Source organism: Paenibacillus sp. FSL H7-0943 (genome assembly GCF_037963265.1).
GTDB classification, from domain to species: domain Bacteria; phylum Bacillota; class Bacilli; order Paenibacillales; family Paenibacillaceae; genus Paenibacillus_AQ; species Paenibacillus_AQ odorifer.
Genome location: NZ_CP150148.1, coordinates 2,416,577 through 2,434,588, shown reverse-complemented (window position 1 = coordinate 2,434,588; position 18,012 = coordinate 2,416,577). Strand labels below are relative to the sequence as shown.

The 18,012-nt window shown below is 45.2% G+C and carries 18 protein-coding genes and 1 tRNA gene; 8 read left to right on the top strand and 11 right to left on the bottom strand.

Features of this window, described 5'->3' with window-relative positions:
• Positions 1 to 117: 117 nt before the first annotated feature.
• From NSQ55_RS10490 to NSQ55_RS10480, 3 genes are read left to right on the top strand one after another with little or no spacing between them, the layout of a single operon-like run.
• Positions 118 to 489, top strand: coding sequence for a GntR family transcriptional regulator (locus NSQ55_RS10490; RefSeq protein ID WP_036689422.1), 372 nt, complete (start codon positions 118 to 120; stop codon positions 487 to 489).
• Entirely contained in the window at positions 486 to 1,376 is an 891-nt protein-coding gene (locus NSQ55_RS10485) for an ABC transporter ATP-binding protein (RefSeq protein ID WP_076301198.1), read from the top strand. The genes NSQ55_RS10490 and NSQ55_RS10485 overlap by 4 nt, the downstream gene beginning before the upstream one ends.
• Positions 1,376 to 2,059 (top strand): hypothetical protein, encoded by a 684-nt coding sequence (locus NSQ55_RS10480; protein WP_076186438.1) that lies wholly within the window; start codon positions 1,376 to 1,378, stop codon positions 2,057 to 2,059. The genes NSQ55_RS10485 and NSQ55_RS10480 overlap by 1 nt, the downstream gene beginning before the upstream one ends.
• Positions 2,060 to 3,067: 1,008 nt before the next feature.
• On the opposite strand, the gene NSQ55_RS10475 is transcribed toward NSQ55_RS10480, so the two are convergent.
• Positions 3,068 to 3,151 (bottom strand) — tRNA-Leu (locus tag NSQ55_RS10475).
• A gap of 182 nt (positions 3,152 to 3,333) precedes the next feature.
• Between NSQ55_RS10475 and NSQ55_RS10470 the strand changes: the two genes are divergently transcribed.
• Complete coding sequence (locus NSQ55_RS10470) at positions 3,334 to 3,780, top strand: hypothetical protein (RefSeq protein WP_051491615.1); 447 nt, start codon at positions 3,334 to 3,336, stop codon at positions 3,778 to 3,780.
• A 95-nt stretch (positions 3,781 to 3,875) separates the two neighbouring features.
• Here the strand turns inward: NSQ55_RS10470 and NSQ55_RS10465 are convergent, their stop codons facing one another.
• The 3 genes from NSQ55_RS10465 to NSQ55_RS10455 all read right to left on the bottom strand — a co-directional run bounded on the left by NSQ55_RS10465 (position 3,876) and on the right by NSQ55_RS10455 (position 5,201).
• Positions 3,876 to 4,094, bottom strand: a complete 219-nt coding sequence (locus NSQ55_RS10465; protein WP_076186635.1) for a hypothetical protein — start codon at positions 4,092 to 4,094, stop codon at positions 3,876 to 3,878.
• Between the two features lie 115 nt (positions 4,095 to 4,209).
• The gene (locus NSQ55_RS10460; RefSeq protein WP_036689410.1) at positions 4,210 to 4,527 is read right to left on the bottom strand and encodes a hypothetical protein; all 318 of its coding nucleotides are present in this window, start codon (positions 4,525 to 4,527) and stop codon (positions 4,210 to 4,212) included.
• Positions 4,528 to 4,628: 101 nt separating this feature from the next.
• Positions 4,629 to 5,201: a xanthine phosphoribosyltransferase gene (locus NSQ55_RS10455; protein ID WP_038569895.1), complete on the bottom strand. Its 573-nt coding sequence runs from the start codon at positions 5,199 to 5,201 to the stop codon at positions 4,629 to 4,631.
• A gap of 196 nt (positions 5,202 to 5,397) precedes the next feature.
• Between NSQ55_RS10455 and NSQ55_RS10450 the strand changes: the two genes are divergently transcribed.
• On the top strand, positions 5,398 to 6,519 hold the full coding sequence (locus NSQ55_RS10450; protein ID WP_076191400.1) for a hypothetical protein: 1,122 nt from the start codon (positions 5,398 to 5,400) through the stop codon (positions 6,517 to 6,519).
• On the opposite strand, the gene NSQ55_RS10445 is transcribed toward NSQ55_RS10450, so the two are convergent.
• Genes NSQ55_RS10445 through NSQ55_RS10435 form a run of 3 tightly spaced genes read right to left on the bottom strand, consistent with a single transcriptional unit; the run spans position 6,506 to position 12,230 of the window.
• On the bottom strand, positions 6,506 to 9,745 hold the full coding sequence (locus NSQ55_RS10445) for an AAA family ATPase (protein WP_339173045.1): 3,240 nt from the start codon (positions 9,743 to 9,745) through the stop codon (positions 6,506 to 6,508). The genes NSQ55_RS10450 and NSQ55_RS10445 overlap by 14 nt on opposite strands.
• Complete coding sequence (locus tag NSQ55_RS10440; RefSeq protein ID WP_339173042.1) at positions 9,735 to 11,087, bottom strand: DNA repair exonuclease; 1,353 nt, start codon at positions 11,085 to 11,087, stop codon at positions 9,735 to 9,737. The genes NSQ55_RS10445 and NSQ55_RS10440 overlap by 11 nt, the downstream gene beginning before the upstream one ends.
• A gap of 6 nt (positions 11,088 to 11,093) precedes the next feature.
• Positions 11,094 to 12,230 (bottom strand): glycosyltransferase family 4 protein, encoded by a 1,137-nt coding sequence (locus tag NSQ55_RS10435; protein ID WP_076191391.1) that lies wholly within the window; start codon positions 12,228 to 12,230, stop codon positions 11,094 to 11,096.
• Positions 12,231 to 12,387: 157 nt separating this feature from the next.
• On the opposite strand from NSQ55_RS10435, the gene NSQ55_RS10430 reads away from it, so the two are divergent.
• Positions 12,388 to 13,788 (top strand): RsmB/NOP family class I SAM-dependent RNA methyltransferase, encoded by a 1,401-nt coding sequence (locus NSQ55_RS10430; protein ID WP_339173039.1) that lies wholly within the window; start codon positions 12,388 to 12,390, stop codon positions 13,786 to 13,788.
• A gap of 112 nt (positions 13,789 to 13,900) precedes the next feature.
• Complete coding sequence (locus NSQ55_RS10425) at positions 13,901 to 13,996, top strand: sporulation protein YjcZ (RefSeq protein WP_081383126.1); 96 nt, start codon at positions 13,901 to 13,903, stop codon at positions 13,994 to 13,996.
• Between the two features lie 70 nt (positions 13,997 to 14,066).
• Here NSQ55_RS10425 and NSQ55_RS10420 read toward each other — a convergent pair whose 3' ends face one another.
• From NSQ55_RS10420 to NSQ55_RS10410, 3 genes are read right to left on the bottom strand one after another with little or no spacing between them, the layout of a single operon-like run.
• Positions 14,067 to 14,657 (bottom strand): class I SAM-dependent methyltransferase, encoded by a 591-nt coding sequence (locus tag NSQ55_RS10420; RefSeq protein WP_339173036.1) that lies wholly within the window; start codon positions 14,655 to 14,657, stop codon positions 14,067 to 14,069.
• A gap of 15 nt (positions 14,658 to 14,672) precedes the next feature.
• Complete coding sequence (locus tag NSQ55_RS10415) at positions 14,673 to 15,314, bottom strand: histidine phosphatase family protein (RefSeq protein WP_339173035.1); 642 nt, start codon at positions 15,312 to 15,314, stop codon at positions 14,673 to 14,675.
• Positions 15,315 to 15,340: 26 nt separating this feature from the next.
• Positions 15,341 to 16,279, bottom strand: a complete 939-nt coding sequence (locus tag NSQ55_RS10410; RefSeq protein WP_339173032.1) for a 2-dehydropantoate 2-reductase N-terminal domain-containing protein — start codon at positions 16,277 to 16,279, stop codon at positions 15,341 to 15,343.
• A 163-nt stretch (positions 16,280 to 16,442) separates the two neighbouring features.
• Between NSQ55_RS10410 and NSQ55_RS10405 the strand changes: the two genes are divergently transcribed.
• The gene (locus tag NSQ55_RS10405) at positions 16,443 to 17,012 is read left to right on the top strand and encodes a TetR/AcrR family transcriptional regulator (RefSeq protein WP_339173030.1); all 570 of its coding nucleotides are present in this window, start codon (positions 16,443 to 16,445) and stop codon (positions 17,010 to 17,012) included.
• Here the strand turns inward: NSQ55_RS10405 and NSQ55_RS10400 are convergent.
• Positions 17,003 to 18,001: an ATP-binding cassette domain-containing protein gene (locus NSQ55_RS10400; RefSeq protein WP_339173027.1), complete on the bottom strand. Its 999-nt coding sequence runs from the start codon at positions 17,999 to 18,001 to the stop codon at positions 17,003 to 17,005. The genes NSQ55_RS10405 and NSQ55_RS10400 overlap by 10 nt on opposite strands.
• Between the last annotated feature and the right edge of the window lie 11 nt (positions 18,002 to 18,012).

Genomic DNA, 18,012 nt, shown 5'->3' with positions numbered 1-18,012 from the left:
GGGCAGCCTTTATTTATGTGGATACAGCCCAAAATAATTAAAAATATTGACAATTAACTTCGTTGCATATATGGTTAATTACATAACTAACTAACCAATGAAGTTGGCGGTGAATACATGGGAAACTTAATGGATGATACACGACCGATATTTATGCAGATCGCCGAACGAATAGAAAATGACATCATCGAAGAAACACTGCTGGAGGAATCACAAGTTCCTTCGACAAATCAGTTTGCTGTTTTCTACCAGATCAATCCGGCTACAGCTGCGAAAGGTGTGAATTTGCTTGTGGATCAAGGGATATTGTACAAAAAACGAGGAATCGGTATGTTTGTGGCATCTGGAGCGCGTGCAGTATTGATGGAGAAGAGAAAAGAACAATTTTATGAACAGTATGTAGTAACCATGATCCGTGAAGCTGAAAAATTAGGAATTACGTTGGATCAATTAACAATTATGATTCAGAGGGGAGACAACAAGTCATGAATGAAGTTGTTGAAATCAAAGGATTGACTAAGTCATACGGAAATGTCACTGCCATCCATGAACTCAGTTTTTCTTTGGAGAAAAACAAGATATACGGGCTTCTCGGCAGAAACGGTGCAGGAAAAACCACAATAATGCATATGATCACAGCTCAGCTTTTCCCCACAAGTGGTGTCCTGAACGTATTTGGTGAACATCCGTACGAGAATAACCGGGTTCTCAGGCAGATTTGCTTCATTAAGGAAAGCCAAAGGTATCCGGACACGTACCGAATCATCGATGTACTGGAGGTATCCGAATTATTTTTTCCAAACTTTGATCGGGAATATGCTCACTCTTTAATCAAGGATTTCAATCTGCCATTAAAAAGAAGAATAAAAAAGCTATCCCGAGGTATGCTCTCGGCTGTAGGAATTGTAGTAGGTCTAGCCAGCCGTGCCCCGCTTACCATTTTTGACGAACCCTATTTAGGACTTGATGCTGTAGCTAGAAGCCTGTTTTACGATCGCCTAATTGAAGATTATGCTGAAAATCCACGCACAGTTGTTTTGTCCACCCATTTGATCGATGAGGTAAGTCAGCTTTTAGAGCATGTTATCGTCATCGACAACGGCAAGCTAATTATTAACGAAGATGCTGAAGCCCTTCGCGGGCAAGCTGTTACGGTAATCGGCGCGACAGCGAAGATCGAAGATTTTATCGCCGGCAAACAAGTCATTTCCCGCGAGTCTTTTGGCGGATTGCTTACGGCCACCATTATCGGTTTCAACGCGAAAGATCACGCACATGCTGAAAAGTTAGGCTTAGAGATCTCACCTGTATCTTTACAGCAATTAATCGTTCATCTCACAAATAAAAAAACTCTAGGAAAGGAAGTGACCGTGTAATGAATCCTACGGCAGGCATGATAAAAATGCATTTCAGAGATAAGTGGTTATGGTTGTATATGCCTTGGGTAATCTTGTTATCCAGCTTCTTGGTAAATGTCATCGTCGCTTCTTTCATCCAAGAACCAATCTATACCGGCGGTCTCGTCTCCATCTTCATTTATATGTTAATCACCGGTATACTCATTTTGGTGCAGACCTTCCCTTTTGCTCTGGGCTTAAGCCAACGAAGAACGGATTATTTCATAGGCACTTCCTTAATGGCTATTATAACTAGCGCCACCTACTCAATTCTCCTCTACCTGCTCGCAATCATTGAAAGCAAGCTTACGGGTGGCTGGGGTTTGGAACTACATTATTTTCATTTGCCCTTTTTAAATGATGGTAATGCCATGGAACAGCTGTGGATGTATTTTGTGCTCTTTCTTAATATGTTTTTTCTGGGGCTAATGATATCCAGCATCTTCCGGAGATTTGGCCGAAGCGGTTTGTTCATTTTCTCAGGGGCTATGTTTATCCTGTGCAGTCTCGGTGTATTATTAATGACCTATAATCAGTGGTGGGTAGACCTCTTCAACTGGTTTGCTGGATATACCGCATTTGAACTTGCTTTGTGGTCCATGCCTTTGACAGTTGTATACGCTCTTTTATCGTTTTTGATGCTGCGTAGAGCAACAGTGTAATTCATTATCCTATAAAAAAACAGGTGTGTCCCAAAAGCCATGCCGGGTGCACCTGTTTTCTTTCGTGTCTTAGACTTTGATCTAGACAACAAACTTTATTGGATTCGAGCATAGTTGCGCGTGCGATGGTACTATCGGATTTTGCGGGGCGAGTAGCTTAGAAGCAAACACAGTGTCGCTATTGCAGATATCGACGGGTCAAAACACAGATTAGTATTTCGCTAATCAGCGCGTCCGAAGGCTCTATCGGACTCCGCTGACCTTATTCGTGGTTTTAGAGCATTTTGGATTCTATCGGATCCAGCTGACCTTATTCGTGGCTTTAGAGCACATTTGGATTTTATCGAGCCAGCTGACCTTTTTCGTGGTTTTAGAGCACATTTGGATTCTATCGGACCCAGCTGACCTTATTCGTGGTTTTAGAGCACATTTGGATTCCTATCGGACCCTACAGTCGCTATTGGTATAAAAAATGCCTAATTCGTTCCTTTTTCCATGCAATAGCTGCACTGGGGTCCGATACTACGCTCAAAAGGCGATAAATGAGCAAATAGCTTCATCTGGGTCCGTTAGCCTCAGGTGATGATGACGACTCCGCGGGGCGAATAGCTTAGAAGCAAAATAAAAATTAGTATTTCTCCAATCTGCGCGTGGAGAGACGCTATCGGACCAACTGACTTTATTCGCAGCTTTAGAGCACATTTAGATTCCTATCGGACCACGTTGACCTTATTCGTACCATTAGGGCAGATTTGGATTCCTATCGGACCCCACAGTCGCTATTGGTATAAAAAACGCCAATTGTGATCCTTTTTCCATGCAATAGCTGCACTGGGGTCCGATACTACGTTCAAAAGGCGATAAATGAGCAAATAGCTTCATCTGGGTCCGTTAGCCTCAGGTGATGGTTCTTAGGATACCTTCCTCTTTCGCACTACCGTCTGCTGAAAAACATAAAAAAAGGATTATAGAACTGCTACTAGAGCAGTTCTATAATCCTTTTAGCTATGCGGTCAAGAGGACTCGAACCTCCACGATATTGCTACCACTGGCACCTGAAGCCAGCGCGTCTGCCAATTCCGCCATGACCGCGTATTATAATGACTCGCTTATTGCGGTCACAAGATAGATCATACCACGCTGAGAATTCCACGTCAATATATTTTCGTCGTTTTCTTATCATTCATTAATTTATGGATAATTATTGCTTTTGTTGCCGAATATAAGGTATAATGAGAACAAAAGTTCGCATAATATAAATGAGGTGATTTATAATGGCGACTACTAAGCTAAACACATCCATTATTGATGAAGAAGTAACTAAAGAAGAACTGTCCTTGGTCAGAAGCTATTTGCTGCTAACGTTTATTCATAAAGTTTTCGAACGTGACTGCCGTGTAATCAGTAGAAGCGGCCTGTTTAAGACCCCTCAGCTATATATGGAGCTCGTATCTGGTGCCACTAAGAAGACGTCACTAATGCTTCAAGAGGTTACGCGCGAGCTGAGCTCCCATGATTTGAAGATTACTACCGTTCGCCAAGATCAGCGAGGAGTCGAAGCCTTATATTCCTGCAGAGGATTTCAAGGAGAGATGAATATATTATGGCCAGGCTTCCGTAGAGAAATGATGCTGCGCATGCGCGCGTATCTTGGACTGTCCACAGAACTCTCCATACTCTCCAGAGAAGAGAATGCGTCTGAATTAGCTCTAACTATATAGTCCCAAATGACATTACAGAAACAGCTCCCGCCCAGTAGGGCGAGAGCTGTTTTGTATTATGAAGATTATTACTGCGGAAATTATTACTGTGAAGATTATATATTATCCGGATCTTGTCTTGGTTCACTAAATGGCTGGAATATATAATTGCGATCCAACTTCACTACTCGTCTATTCTGACGACGTATCATCACCTGAGAATCATCCCAAGCAAGAACTATCCCTTTTACATCGTTACTTTCCAAGCCATCACGCACTACACGAATTTTCTCACCGGAAATCCGATAGGCATCCAATTGCTCATCGCTAATCATCATTAATCCCTCCTGTCATAGCTTGTCCTATTTAGTCTCAGAAAAAAGACCCAAATGATAAATCATCTGGGTCTCATGTAGGCAATTAACGACTTGCATGTCTACTAAAGCATTCTTATATCAGCGCTTCATTCTTCTCAAACCAGAAGTCAAGAACTTTAGCGGACATCACACGTTGCTCCAGATACTCCACTTGGTTAGTTGTGAATTTCTCCCTCCACGGGAAGGATAACTCTTCGCACAAACCTTTGATTGTCAGAAGCTCTGACCAGGCTACATAGCGTTTGTACCAAAAAAACTGAGGATGTTCAATCATATAGGGATACAGATCGTCGAATTCCGTGTGTTTGCAATCCAGCGCACGCTCGAAATGATCCTTGGCCTCGGTTAATTTATCAATAAAAAATTGTTCAGTCACCGGTTCTTTCCCCATTGTGACGCCTCCTCCCTATGTCTAATTTTTATTATAAAGGAAAATCCATAGGGTGAAAAGCAGTTGTTTAAAAAATAGGCCTGTTCTTATTGCCAATTAGGTTATTCCCCAAATTCGATGGTGCCTCCATTTAGAGAGGTGATTCTTACGAGTGACTCCAGACGAATGCCTTGCTCTCTGATCGTCCGAGCCCCTGCCTGAAAGCTTTTTTCTACTACAACACCAAGACCAACTAGCTCAGCGCCAGAACGTTGAATGATCTTAATCAAGCCACGCGCTGCATCACCATTGGCAATAATATCATCAATAAAGAGGATTTTATCCTCTGGAGAGATGAACTGGCGAGACAACATAATATCGGTAACGATACCTTTTGTAAAAGACGGAACTCTTTCGCAAAGCGCATCCGGATCAGCTAACAGTGTTTTTTTGCGGCGTGCAAAAACTAGCGGCACCTTTAATTCATACGCGGTGGCAAATGCCACGGCAATGCCCGAGGATTCAACGGTCACAATACGTGTAATTCCTGAGTCCGCAAACCTCCCGGCAAACTCCCGTCCCATTTCCATCGTAAGCTGTGGATCAACCTGATGATTTAGCAGTGCATCCAGCTTCAGCACCTCATCCGAAACGACGACACCTTCTTCCAAAATCCGCTGTTTCAACACTTCCATGACTTTGAACCTCCAATACCCTTTATAATCGCAGACATTCCGTACAAATTAATCACTGATCATAAAGCAATTACGACGGAAGTCATGTCCTACTGATCCTCATCATAACCTGTACTATACAGAGTACACAAGGTTATCCTGCATAGCACTCATTATGATTTTTCTTTAGCTTCGTAAAACTATTAGGAGGGGAGCCATGAAATCACATGTCCGAACATTACAGATCGCTTTCACTTATATTGGCACCATTGTAGGAGCCGGATTCGCCACCGGGCAGGAAATATTAAAATTCTTCACACGTTACGGGCACTGGGCAGTCCTGACCATCCTGCTCTCAACTATATTGTTCATATGGCTGGGTACAAAAATGATGGTCATTGCTCGGCGAATAGAAGCGGAATCCTATGAGGACTTTAACCGTCACCTCTTCGGGGAACAGGTCGGAAGCACCATCAGTTTGTTCACGATGGTCGTCCTGATCGGAGTAAACAGTATTATGCTTGCAGGGGCCGGCGCTATTTTTCAGGAGCATCTCGGACTTCATTATCAGACTGGACTAATTATCACATTGCTTGGTTCATACTTTCTGCTAAAACGAGGAATTTCCGGTATTCTGCAAATGAACAGTATTGTAGTTCCTTTAATGCTTACTCTGTCACTTATCATTATTTTTAATACTTTTCAAATTCCGGGAGCTGGACGGTTCCTGTTCCTTGATAACGATCGCTCTCTCTTTGGGGCATGGATGTCACCGCTGCTCTACACCGCCTTTAATTTAGGGATGGCACAAGCTGTTTTAGTCCCTATGGCTCGTCACACAGAGGAAGAAAAATCCCTTGTATGGGGCGGTATTATTGGGGGTACCGGGATTGGTTTTATGTTGATTGCCGCACATTTCGCAATGAGCTCACAGATGCCAGGGATTCTCAAGTTTGAAATTCCGATGGGCAGCATCGCCGTCCGGTTGGGTACTGTAGTGCAAACTATATATCTGCTGCTGATCTTTTTGGAGATCTTCAGCACTTTCGTCGCCGATATTTATGGAGTAGCTGTACAGCTTAAGCAACGGCTTCCCCTATCAACCGCATTGATTACACCACTTCTGATGTTGGTCTGCTATTTACTGAGCCAGTTCGGCTTTAGTTCACTGCTCTCCGTGTTCTACCCAATCTTCGGAGGTTTATCACTGGTCTGGGCTGTCAAACTGCTACGAACACCATGGTCCTCTCCACCAGGTAGTAATACTTCATCGAACTCAAAGGAGAAGGGGAACAGTATCGTATCCGTAAAACCAATCACCCGAACTACACGGAAATAACCGCTGCTGTAGGAATCATACGTGCTGCCGCTTCCGCCACATGCTTGTGACAGGTCATCATCACAATCTGGCGGGAGATCGACAGTTCTCCAAGAAGTCCAAGTGCAGCATGAAGACGAGACTCATCAAAGTTAACGAAGAGATCATCGAATAACAGCGGCAGCGATACTTGCCGTGACATGGTCTCTGCCAATGCCAGCCGGATGGCAAGATACAGCTGTTCTGCCGTCCCTCGGCTGAGCAGTCCGCTGTCTAGTAATCCCCCATTCTTGTGTTCAGCTTTCAGCTCTTTATGCCCTAGTGTCATAACAACCCTTTTATATTCCCCTTCTGTCAGCTTGGAGAAATAATCTGAGGCAAGCAGTAATACCTGTGGCTGCTTCTCCTGCTCATACACACGGCGAGTTCGCCCGATTAGTTCGGCAGTTATCGCTGCCACTGCGTATTTATCAGCCACGATCCGCAAGGCTGCTCTCTGCTCTTCCAGTTGCTGAATAACAGAATCCTCCACGCAGCGCTCCTTCAAATACTCCCTTTCCTGAAGCAGCTTACCTCGTTGCTCCAGCAGGCTGTTCCAACCCTCTTCCTGCCGTTCCATTAACTCTTCAGCCAATGACCGCTCCAGCTGCAATGCTTCCGCATCATGATGATTTAATAATTCCAGCAGAGCAGTAACCCGTTCTTCCTCCCAACCACCGAACATAGCAAGCTCCCACTGGCGAATCGATTTATTCAGATCACTGCGCCGCTGCACAGCTGCTGACCTGCGTAAGAAATCCTCTCCACCAGTCGCCCCGCCTTCCTGTATCAGAAGCTCACGCTGTTCTCTCAGCTCACCTAATATCCTGTGGCTCTCCTTGAGTTCTTCATCCACATCCTGCAATCTTGACTGCATAGTTTCCCGGCGAATCAAGTCCTTTTTCAGATCATCCCATGCTCTTTTTCGCAGTTCCAGCCAGCTTAGTAAGGTTAATGCAGATACTCGTTTCCCCTCTTGCGGATCTATTTCAAAGCCAGCTGCCGCTACACCAGACTCGTCGCCAAGATCAGCACCCGACTCATAAATAAGAGCGAGCAGCTCCTCCTCAAACACGTTACATTCTGCTTCCAGCTCCTTCAATCGTAAGGAGAGTTTATTCTCTTGGCGCAGCAGCTCATTCCCTTGTTCAACCATAGCAAAAATATCCGGCAGCCCTTCAGGAGATAATCCTTCAGGCAACCTGCGTTGGCAAAGCCATCCTTCATATTGCTCAGCCGTTTCCGTGAATGCCGCCTCCGCCCGGTGCATTTCTTCAGCGAGCAGCTTCTCTTGGCCTGCCAGCGTCTCCAGCTCCGTGCGGCAGGTATCACGCTCGGCGGCATAGCGTTCGATGCGCTGCCGCCAAGCTGACCAAGCCTCCATGAGCCTGCGAAGCTCCCTCATGGAGGCCTCCAGCCCGCCTGCGTCAGGGCTGGACCCCGGGGCGGCCGTCCGCCGCCCCGGCACAACGCTCTCCGGCTCCGCTCCGGAGAGCAGCTGCCCCCGCAGCCGCAGCATCTCGGCTGCGGCTGCGCTGACGTCCCCGCCATGCTCTGGCGGGGACGCTTCCGGCCGGCGCGCTCCGCGCAAGCCGGCCCAAAGGGCCAGATCGGCCGCGCCCAGCAGGCCGATCGCAAGCACGGCGCTGGCCGGCGGAGCACCGGTCAGCCACAGCGCTGCGGGCAGCAGCACGATTAGTGCTGCCCCAGCCCACAGCAGGCGCCGGTAGAGCGCGGCCATGCGCTTCGCGCCAAGACCGTCACTTCCGGCGCCGCGCGCTGGCCCTTCGCTGAGCTGCGCTTCGCGCCAGCGTTCGGCCGCCTGCTGCAGCTCGTCCCATAGCTGCAGCACTTCACGGGCGCTGCGCGGAGCCAGCTGCGCAAAAGCTTCCGCGCCGGTAGCGTGCTCACGCGCCAGCGCCCGTTCTGCTGCTTGGAGCGACGCTGAGGCAGCGGCCAAACGGGATCGCAACGACTGCCGCGTTGCACCCTCCGCCTCCATGCGGCGGTCATAACTAGCGAACGCCGCCGCAAACTTCCGTGCAGCTTCACGATCCGCCGCTGTCCCAGAGAATGAAGTCAGCTCTGCAGGGCCCCAGCTCACATCAATGCCGCGCAGAATTCGCCGCAAATGCTCATTCAGCGCCGTTAACTCTCCCTCAAGCCGCTGTCTTTCCGTTCTACGGTTCTCGTAACTGCTCCGATGCCGGTCCAGCCGCTCTAAAACAGGCCCCTGCGCTGCTAATACTTCATCTGGAGGGTTCTTTGCCAGTTCAATAGTAAGCTCGCTTAGAAGACGTTCATAACGTACTACTGATCCCTGTGCATTCCGAATTTCTCCTTCAAACGCCTGAAAGCGAGTTGCTCCTTCTTCAGGAAAGGCTGAAATCAATGGCAATCCTTGCAGCTCTAGCTGAGCCTCGCTCCACTTTAACCACAGCTCACGGACTTCCTGTGCTTTTCGAAACATCACTAGCTGCTCTCCAGTGAGCTTGCGCTGTTGCTCCAATTCATCTAGCTCCGACTCCGTTACCCTCAATGCCACTATATTATCGTTATATCGCGGAAGATAAGAACGGCTCTCAACCATTTGTCGCTCAAGCTTTTCTATGGCTTGCACAACTTTTGCTGCTTCTTGCAGCTTGCCACGAGGTTTGTACAGCTTCTCAGCTTCCTGCACCAAACGGCGTTCCGCACGCATGATTGCACCGCCACCGCCCATACCTGCATGAAAAAGAAAGCTGCTCATCTCCTCAGATTGAAGGGCAGCAAGCTCCTGCAGCTCGTCCAGTGAAACTGCGAACAATTGCTGGAACATACTCCTAGAGATCCCCCCAAGTAAATGTCGTTCCATTTCAGCTTGTCCCAGCTCTTGAGTCATTTCATTTGGATGATTTACTGTAATGTTCAGCTTTTCATTTCTTCCTGATCCCTCAGCACCTGAAGCAAAACGGCGAATGGTCCACAAACCATCATTACTGTCACGTAGCTTCAAGGTTCCCCCATGCAATCCGCCTTGCATAGGTTCATACCTTTCCAAGGGATTTCCACGGCTTGGAATTCCAAACAGCATAGAGCGTATGAATTGCAGTGTCGTACTTTTTCCTGCTTCATTACGCCCATAAAGTACGGTCACTCCCTGCGTTAAATGAATCTCTCGATTGTGAAGACGCCCGAAGCCATTGATATGCAAATGTTCAATTCTCATCGTTTTGCCCTCCGGCTTGTTGATACGAAAGACTTTCCGCCGCTTCAACAGTATCATCCATCCCGCCAAGCATCGTGATTCCCTGCTCTGCTGCAGCACGTAGCCAGCTCAATTTCTCTTCTTGACTAGTCATAGACAACAGCTTTCGCAGCTCCTGATTCTCCAATAGCGGTTTAAGCGCACTATTTAATAGTTCTTCGAGCGCTTCCGGGGAATGTTCCGTATGCTCTGCAATGCGCAGCATTTCTCCAAGAAAACTATCCTCTTCCAATAAGCGTTGGCGATCAATAGCCAAACCGGACTCTATAGCGAACCCTTCCGTCCAGACAAGCCCTTTATAATCTTTACGCTCAGCCCTAATCGCCTCACGTCGCTGGAGTTCAGACAGCAAATCCTCTGCTGCCCCTTTTTCAGCCAATACTTTATGTACGTCCCCTCGCCCAATCAGACGAAATCTGACCACCGACATGAGCTCCGGGAGCTCCGCGCGGATGTCTTCAATAACCTGCTCCACTTTCTGTATCCATTCTGCTTCATTGCTTAATCCTTCTATAGATAAGTCTCTAACCTGCCAGCGAACGAAATCCAGTTCATGAAATTGCAGAGTGGATCTTCCAGCCTCATCTACATCCACAATATAACAACCTTTAGCTCCGGTTTCCTTAATGCTGCGCCCTTGTATATTGCCTGGATATACAATCACAGGCTTCTCATGCAGTACACTACGTTTATGAATATGTCCAAGCGCCCAATAATCAAACCCCCGTTCGATAAGGTCCCTGCGACTGCAAGGAGAATAGGTCTCATGCAGCAAATCACCGTCTACATTGCCATGCAGCATCGCAATATGAAACAGGCGGCTGCCAGGTTTACGAGAAAAGGTTACAGCTGTGTTGTTCGTCACTTTCGCCGTTGGATAAGAGATTCCACTAACGATGGCAACTTCTTGGCCATCTATACGGCGGCAAGCTGTAGCGTGATCTGGCTTCTCTCCGCCAAATACGGTAACATGCTTTGGCATTTCCGTTGTCAGACGCAGTCCGTCAAGCGGATCGTGGTTGCCATGAATCAGGAACACGTGAATCCCGTGCTCACCGAGTTCTTTGAGCGCTTCCTGAAATCGCAGCTGTCCCTGTAATGATGCATCTGAAACATCATACACATCTCCACTAATAACAATAAAATCAACATTCTCTTGGATCGCAACGCGGACAAGCCGCCCGAGGGCGGCAAAGGTAGACTCACGTAAATAAGCACGAATGGCTGGCGAAATATGCGCCAGCCCGGCAAAACGGCTATCCAGATGTAAATCAGCAGTATGCAGAAAGCGAAATGGAATCATAGGTGCTCACCCTTTCGTTCCTGAAGGATACTGTAAATAGGTTTTTTTAAGTTCATTAGCAACTCGTGTCAACGAATATAGGCTTTTGGCTTTATCCCATGCGGAACGTGAAAGCTCATAACGATAAGCCGGATCAGATATCACCTTCTCTAATGCGTCAGCAAGAGCAATCTCATCGTCAGGACTGACCAATAAACCATTCACACCATCTTCAATCTGCTCCGGTATTCCGCCCACATTTGTCCCCACTAAAGCCAGGCAGCTAAGTGCCGCTTCCGCAAACACTGAACCGAACGCCTCCGCCCGAGAGGGCAATACGAAAATATCAAAGAATGGCATGAATTCTTCAGGGTGCAGCGTATATCCGTAAAAGATCGTTTCATTATAGATCCCTAAATGTTGGGCCATCTTTTCCAGATCTGCACGTGAAGGACCGTCGCCAATAATATGCAGTACATACTCATGGCCGCGATTTTTAAGCTCCGCGCAAGCGTTGAGTAATATATCTATTCCTTTGGCCGGAACCAGACGTGTCACGGTCACTAGCTGCGGAATAGCGTTATCATGCGGAACAGGCTTAAATCTTTTTTCATCAAAACCATTCGGTATAACACCTATATTAGAAGGATCAATAATATAAGGGGCCACATACTCTGCAAAAGATCGCGACACCGTCATTAATCGATCACTAACATGCTCAAGTTCACGATAAAGTGAGACTAGAAAACGATGCTCCAAGCCATCCTCGGAAATCGCTCCATTTAGAATCAATTCTCGCTCGTAACTGGAATGCAGGGTATGAATTAACGGAGTATCAGGGAACACTTTTTTCATCGCTAAGCCAGCAATCGGATGATGAGAATGAATAAGATCATAAGGCTTACTCATCCGCAGTTTTGTCCACCATAAATAATCACGATAGGTCTGAATATATTTCTGAACGATCGGACTTTCTCCATACTGCGTCCAATCAAACGTCTCGAATATTACTTCCTCATGCCCCTTATTGCGAATCCGCTTAGGCAGCCAAAACAAATCCATCTCCCAACGGCTTGAACGGAATCTTTCCTGAAGATAAGGGATCATAGATGATACACCACCGGGTTGCTCCGGCGGGAAGAAGAGCGCTTGCAGCAAATTCATATGGTACATCCCCTTTACAATTGCCCTGTGTACTGTAAGACTCGGCAATTATGATATAGTTGAATATATGTAGAATTTCAGGTACGATTACGTTCCCCATACCTTGATTTTATCGGTATAAACATGAAACAGCAACTAAGAAAAAGGAGAATGATCTATGAAGGAAGAACAGCTGCCTGCCTCTTACACCGCATCTATTAAAGAAATGCTGGGGCAAGAGGCAGATGCTTTTCTAGAAAGTTATTCAGCACCACGAACTCAAGGACTGCGCTTTAATCCGCTAAAAAGCACCTCAGCCATAGGCCAAGTTGCGGTGGACCGTACAGTCTCACAATTTAATTTGAAGCCTATCCCATGGTGCCAGGGCGGGTTTTATTATGATGAGCCCGCTCGACCAGGCAGACATCCTTACCATGCAGCTGGACTATATTATATTCAGGAGCCTTCCGCAATGTCCGCAGCTGAACTGCTGGCACCTGAACCCGGTGAAACCGTCCTCGATCTTGCAGCAGCCCCTGGAGGTAAAACTACGCATATCGCTGGTTTAATGCAGGGACAAGGCCTCTTAATCTCTAATGAAATCCATCCGGAACGCGCAAAAATTCTAGCAGAGAACGTTGAACGTCTGGGCATTAAGAATACCCTCGTAACCTGTGCAACACCAGAACAGCTATCTGCGCGTTTCCCGCAAGCTTTTGACCGAATTATGCTGGATGCTCCTTGTTCTGGAGAAGGCATGTTCCGAAAAGATCCAAAAGCCATTCAAGAATGGTCTCCTGCTCATGTAGTTATGTGCGCAGCGAGACAATGGGATATCCTGCAAGACGCCTACATTATGCTTAAACCAGGGGGTACTTTAGCTTACTCTACCTGCACCTTTAACCGTCAAGAGAATGAAGAAACCATTGCTCGATTGACGGCTAGTTACCCCGATATGGAACTACTCACCTGCAAACGCCTTTGGCCGCATTTAGAAAAGGGCGAAGGTCACTTTGTTGCACTCCTGCGTAAGCAAATTGACACTGTATCCGTGAATGACGATGCCAACCGCAACGCCAAAAAACGCCGAAGCAAAAACAACCCAAAAACTAATTCTTCTGTACGTGATGCCTACCAGCTTTTTCAAGACTGGGCTGCGGTAGAACTGCCTGGTCTTTCATGCCAAGGTGTACCCCTGCTCTTCGGTGAATCTCTTTATTTGCTGCCAGAATCCTTTAATGGCAACCTCCATACCGGGCTGCTGGACGGACTGCGTATTCCACGAGCTGGACTACATATTGCCCATTTGAAGAAAAATCGGATTGAACCTGCTCATGCATTAGCTATGGCACTTCAGCCCCTACAAGCATCACGAAGCTTTGATCTCAGCAGTGAGGGCCCGGAAATACATGCTTGGCTCCGCGGTGAAAGCCTGCCTGTCCCCAGCGAATTACATGGATGGACGCTTGTAACTTTAGATGGTTTGCCAATTAGTTGGGGCAAGGCGAGTTTAGGCCAGCTTAAAAATCATCTCCCTAAAGGATTACGTATCCTAAAAGCCCATATTGACGAGCAATAGGCCATAGACCAGTGCAACAGGCCCTCTTCGGCATATGATGTCATTATCTCAGAAAGCTGCGACACCAGTCACAGCAATTGAGAAGAAGACATAAGTTGAGGAGGAATAAATCATGGGTGAATTTCAAGGAGGAGCTTTCACTTCGACCGGAGCGATTTTGGTACTTTTCATCTTGCTGGTCATCATTTCCCGTTCGTTGTTTGTTTAAAACCTTCCCGGCTTAATTAGCTGGTGAAACGAAGCGGCTGTGTCGTCCTTTTTTGGGCGGTGCGGCCGCTTTATTTCTTTCCGACATAACATCTCCATTTGTTATTCTCGTGAATATTTACCGTCTGAAAGCCCGATTTCCATAATAACTGCTCCATCTCTTCGTTCTTAGTGAATTGCTTCATATGATAATTGATTTTATAGATCTCAGAAATAATAACAAATGTACCGCCTGCTATCAGCACCCTAAATGCTTCACTTATATCTTGTTCGAGGTCCGGCCAGAAATAATGCGTCTGAATCGCTGTGATCGTCCCAAAAAATCCATCGTTGTACGGTAACGCCGACACATCTCCCTGACTAATCTTCACCTTACCTGCGGCAACAGCCTTATTGTTTTTTTGATTGGATGTCTCCACAGCTTGCTGAGAATAATCTATGCCGTAGATTTCCTGATATTTATTATGTTTTGCAAGCATATGTATAGTTTGACCGCCACCACAGCCTATGTCCAAAATAGGTGCGTTGTTCATCACTTCTATTTTTTTAAGCCCCCACGTTGTTATGCTGGAATGTGCCTGGTTCATGATCTTGATCATGATATTCCCCACGAATCCTCTCGGGTTCTTGGCTTGATCGATCAGTGCATTCAATAATCCCATATTTGTACCTCCCAATCAATTGGACAAACCAGCAGCCTGATCACTTGATATATGTTCCGTAAGATTTTCAGCTGTAACTACCCACTTATCTACTTGATACTCTATTTTATGAATACTTGTATATGAAGTCGGGAAATGGTCATTCTTATTGGTCCACGTTAGCCCTTTTAAAATATGATAAATAATATTAATTACGCCACCATGCGTAACCACAATTACATTTTCTTTTGGATCAGTACTCTCCAGTTCATTACATAGTTTTGAGAAACTTGTATTAATTCGCGTAAAAAAATCCTGTGGGCTCTCTCCTCCTGGAAATCTCTCATCCATTCTTAATTCTGAGAAATAGAGACCCGGGTATCGTTCATTTGCAATTTCATGGGGCATTCCAGCGATTACACCATTATTCGTTTCTCTCCAAGACTGACTGCTTTCAACAGGCAAGCTTAGCGCTCTGGCGATCTCATTTGCTGTATCTAACGCACGCTGCAAATCACTACTAAGGATACGAGTGATGTTAAAGCTAGACTGATTTTCCTTAAGATAACAACCAAGTCGTTCGGCTTGTCTATAGCCCTCTACTACAAGCCCACGTTGACTCCAACCCCCACGATAGCCTTCATCATCTATTCCATGCCGTATAAAATATATAGCCATCGATTGTACACCTCCAAAAAAGATTGTTATACATTTGCATTAAACTTCGAGATCGCTTGTTTTTGAAGTTGATCCCAATGGGGCGTCGCAATGTTTGCTTGTTGTTTCAACTTATCAAACGAATTAAACAAAGCAGCAATTTCGCTGAAAGAACCATCTACAAATTTCATAAAGGGTAATTTATGAATTATTTTCAGACCATAGTATACACCCTGTTTATGTTTTCGAATAAAGTCAACTTGCCCTGCTGGAGTGATCGTATAATCTAGCTTCTCCATCATTTGAAACCCTTCGTCCATTACTGAAATGGCTTGTTTTAATAGCTTCTTATCTTTAGATACCTTTTTCAAATCCCCGTCATGAAGATAATTAAGGGAGTTCAAAGCCACTATAGGCACGATATGACTTTTGAGCCAAGCATCCATATCCTCATGATAAGTTAGCTTATACTTAGCGTTCTCAAACGCTTTTTCCAGTAAGTGTTTTATTGGGATCTCACCGTCAAGACTGCCAAGTACCATTTGCCCACCTGCATGTATTTTGATAACTCGACCGCTCGCTTCACGAATTCCTGCGCTAAGCTGAAATCCAAAGAGTATATTTTTTCTTACATCGCTCATTTCCTGAAGATCCTTTTGCATTTCTTGAGCATCGCCATTATTACCCACAAGTATTATATTCTGACTCTGATTTTTAGCTAAAATAGGTAATACGGCCGGAAAATCATTGTATTTCATAACAACAAAAATAAGATCATAGTGATCATCCGGTTGAAGCTCTGAGATGACTTTTACAGAATCCATAGTGTTTTTACATTGAAAATAATGGCGAAGTACAAGACCGTCTTTCGTCAATTGCTCTGCACGCTTCCCTCTGGCAAGCACTGTGACATCGTTTCCCCCACGCACCAGGACATGTGCAAGATAGCTGCCTAAAACTCCCGCTCCGAAAACTAATATTCTCATATTTAACTCCTCTATCCCTTTTTAGACATTTGTTGAATTTCGATCATCTGTTCGATAAAATCAGATTATCACATCTCCGGTAGGGTTCAATCGTTAGTTTGATCGGTTTTGTTGATTTTTCAACAAAATACAATACATTGTTTAATAAAAAGGGAGTATTACCATGGATAGAAGAATTAAAAAAAACCAAACAGCCATCATGAATGCATTAATTCAACTAATGGCTGAAAAAGATTTTGAAAAAATAACGATTAACGAAATCGCAGAGCGCGCTGATGTAAACCGCGGAACGATTTATTCCCATTATGTGGATAAATATGATCTGATGGATAAATGCCTGGCGGCTCAGCTCCAGCAACTAATCGAAAGCTGCTCCGCAGTGGAGGATGAAACCGAACCCAATCCCTCTAAGGCATCATTACTCCGCACGCTGGAACAATTGGAGGAGAATGCTCTCTTTTATAAGACTTTATTAAGAAACAAAGCTTTGCTCTCCTTTAGAAACCAATTACAAGATATGATAAATAATCAAATCAAAACACAATTCTTAGAAAACAATTTAAACCTAGATAAGTTAAGTAAGGATATATCCGTACAATTTTTGAGTTCGGCGACTGTCGGAGTGATTGAATGGTGGTTTACCCATAGTAATCCTTGTTCTGCAAAAGAAATTACTGAAAAGTTATGGTCAATGCTAGATCTGAATCTGCAAATGATCCATTCTCAAGCTTGAAAATGTTCTCCCATATCCATCTCATAAATGGAGCTGATGATTTTTTCAATGGGAATCTCCTTAATAGATATATCAAGGATCTCTACCTTTTCGCTAAGAATATGCAGAAACTCACCCATTTTACATTGCTCGGTATCGATCAGCAGCTCCACTTCGTAATCCGATATTCTTTCCGATATCAGAGTTCCAGGCAGATCAATATCTCCAATAGTTGTGGCGGCTGAAAGCCTGACTACTTTTTTGGCGCCCAGATGCAGTCGAAGTTCAGAGAACTTGTCGTCATATACTTTTTTCCCTTGATGAATTATAAGTACTCTTTGAACCAAACGCTCTACATCTTCCAAGTCATGTGTTGTCAGAATAAATGTGGTGCCTTCCTGATTCATTTGCTTAATGAATTCTCTGATTCTTTGTTTAGCTATCACATCCAGCCCGATCGTCGGCTCATCCAAAAAAACCACAGGTGGTGAATGAAGCATCGCCATAATAAACTCGCATTTCATTCGTTCTCCCAGGGAAAGGGTTCGTGTGGGTTTAGTAATAATATCGCCAATCTCAAACATGTTTACAAATCGGTCTAGTCTTGTACGAAAGTCGTTCGTAGGAATATCATAGATTTCCTTGTTCATATAAAAGCTATCCAATGGGGGAATGTCCCATATTAACTGCGATTTCTGTCCGAACAATACCCCGATTTGTTTTACATATTGATTTTTCTGCTTATGAGGGTTGTACCCTAGAACATTTATTTCGCCCGATGTAGGATAGAGAACGCCTGTCAGCATTTTAATAGTCGTAGATTTCCCCGCACCGTTTGGACCCAGAATCCCAATGATTTCTCCTTTTCCAACACTGAACGAAAGATCTTCTACAGAGGTAATGATCGATTTTTCACGGTGAAACAGACTTTTAAATACACTTTTTGCATCTTGTCCACGGTGATAGGTTTCATATTGCTTGGTTAAGTTCTTGACGGTAATAATGTCCAAGTGAAATTCTC

What these genes read in the sequence shown, in the direction of transcription:
- NSQ55_RS10490 (WP_036689422.1), top strand. Translation starts at nt 118, where the DNA reads ATGGGAAACTTAATGGATGATACACGACCGATATTTATGCAGATCGCC.
- NSQ55_RS10485 (WP_076301198.1), top strand. Translation starts at nt 486, where the DNA reads ATGAATGAAGTTGTTGAAATCAAAGGATTGACTAAGTCATACGGAAAT.
- NSQ55_RS10480 (WP_076186438.1), top strand. Translation starts at nt 1,376, where the DNA reads ATGAATCCTACGGCAGGCATGATAAAAATGCATTTCAGAGATAAGTGG.
- NSQ55_RS10470 (WP_051491615.1), top strand. Translation starts at nt 3,334, where the DNA reads ATGGCGACTACTAAGCTAAACACATCCATTATTGATGAAGAAGTAACT.
- NSQ55_RS10465 (WP_076186635.1), bottom strand. Translation starts at nt 4,094, where the DNA reads ATGATTAGCGATGAGCAATTGGATGCCTATCGGATTTCCGGTGAGAAA.
- NSQ55_RS10460 (WP_036689410.1), bottom strand. Translation starts at nt 4,527, where the DNA reads ATGGGGAAAGAACCGGTGACTGAACAATTTTTTATTGATAAATTAACC.
- NSQ55_RS10455 (WP_038569895.1), bottom strand. Translation starts at nt 5,201, where the DNA reads ATGGAAGTGTTGAAACAGCGGATTTTGGAAGAAGGTGTCGTCGTTTCG.
- NSQ55_RS10450 (WP_076191400.1), top strand. Translation starts at nt 5,398, where the DNA reads ATGAAATCACATGTCCGAACATTACAGATCGCTTTCACTTATATTGGC.
- NSQ55_RS10445 (WP_339173045.1), bottom strand. Translation starts at nt 9,745, where the DNA reads ATGAGAATTGAACATTTGCATATCAATGGCTTCGGGCGTCTTCACAAT.
- NSQ55_RS10440 (WP_339173042.1), bottom strand. Translation starts at nt 11,087, where the DNA reads ATGATTCCATTTCGCTTTCTGCATACTGCTGATTTACATCTGGATAGC.
- NSQ55_RS10435 (WP_076191391.1), bottom strand. Translation starts at nt 12,230, where the DNA reads ATGAATTTGCTGCAAGCGCTCTTCTTCCCGCCGGAGCAACCCGGTGGT.
- NSQ55_RS10430 (WP_339173039.1), top strand. Translation starts at nt 12,388, where the DNA reads ATGAAGGAAGAACAGCTGCCTGCCTCTTACACCGCATCTATTAAAGAA.
- NSQ55_RS10425 (WP_081383126.1), top strand. Translation starts at nt 13,901, where the DNA reads ATGGGTGAATTTCAAGGAGGAGCTTTCACTTCGACCGGAGCGATTTTG.
- NSQ55_RS10420 (WP_339173036.1), bottom strand. Translation starts at nt 14,657, where the DNA reads ATGGGATTATTGAATGCACTGATCGATCAAGCCAAGAACCCGAGAGGA.
- NSQ55_RS10415 (WP_339173035.1), bottom strand. Translation starts at nt 15,314, where the DNA reads ATGGCTATATATTTTATACGGCATGGAATAGATGATGAAGGCTATCGT.
- NSQ55_RS10410 (WP_339173032.1), bottom strand. Translation starts at nt 16,279, where the DNA reads ATGAGAATATTAGTTTTCGGAGCGGGAGTTTTAGGCAGCTATCTTGCA.
- NSQ55_RS10405 (WP_339173030.1), top strand. Translation starts at nt 16,443, where the DNA reads ATGGATAGAAGAATTAAAAAAAACCAAACAGCCATCATGAATGCATTA.